We start from the raw sequence: 731 nt of genomic DNA on the forward strand, positions 1-731 counted from the left end.
CGCACCGCGCCTCCTGGACGTGGTCGCGTCACGACCAACGCAAAAAGGCCCCCTACCGGAGTAGGGGGCCTTTCACCGTGGCTGGACACGGCATCGATCCGTGGACCTTTCGATTTTCAGTCGAACGCTCTACCAACTGAGCTATCCAGCCGTGGCGACCCTGACGGGACTTGAACCCGCGACCTCCGCCGTGACAGGGCGGCACGCTAACCAACTGCGCTACAGGGCCATGTTGTGTTGTGTTGTTTGGTAGTGCTCTGCTTGCTTGCTCACTCTGCGAGGAGTGACCCCAACGGGATTCGAACCCGTGCTGCCGCCGTGAAAGGGCGGTGTCCTAGGCCACTAAACGATAGGGCCGCAAGCGGTGCTTCGCGCTACCGATGGACAAGCATACGGATGCCTCCCGGGATTCACAAATCGAGCCGCTCCACCGCGGAATCCCCGGCGTGTCGCGGTGTCGCCGCCCGGGCGCAGGGCTTCACTCACCCTGGGGCACCAGGCCCCGATTCGTGCTGTCGATGTTCCGATGCGACCATCGTCGTCGGTCCCGTGCCCCTCGTGCGAGGGGGTGTGCGGGTGCGACACCTGTTGTTACTGTTGCGCTTGTTAACAGTGTTACGTGCGTGAGCCTTGCCGCGCTGTTACGAAATCGAGATGTATGTCGACCTCACCATCGCTCTCACTCCGCCCCCGTCCCCGCCGCCGCTTCATCGCCGCCGCGGTCGCCGTCG

At 63.7% G+C, this 731-nt stretch carries 3 tRNA genes; all 3 read right to left on the reverse strand.

What is annotated here, in order from left to right:
- Window positions 1-78: 78 nt before the first annotated feature.
- The 3 genes from BIV01_RS13785 to BIV01_RS13795 all read right to left on the reverse strand — a co-directional run bounded on the left by BIV01_RS13785 (window position 79) and on the right by BIV01_RS13795 (window position 357).
- Window positions 79-151 (reverse strand) — tRNA-Phe (locus BIV01_RS13785).
- A gap of 1 nt (window position 152) precedes the next feature.
- Window positions 153-229 (reverse strand) — tRNA-Asp (locus tag BIV01_RS13790).
- Window positions 230-284: 55 nt separating this feature from the next.
- Window positions 285-357, reverse strand: a tRNA-Glu gene (locus BIV01_RS13795).
- Between the last annotated feature and the right edge of the window lie 374 nt (window positions 358-731).

Origin of the sequence: Curtobacterium sp. MCBA15_013 (assembly GCF_001865095.1) — a bacterium.
Classification (GTDB): Bacteria; Actinomycetota; Actinomycetes; order Actinomycetales; family Microbacteriaceae; genus Curtobacterium.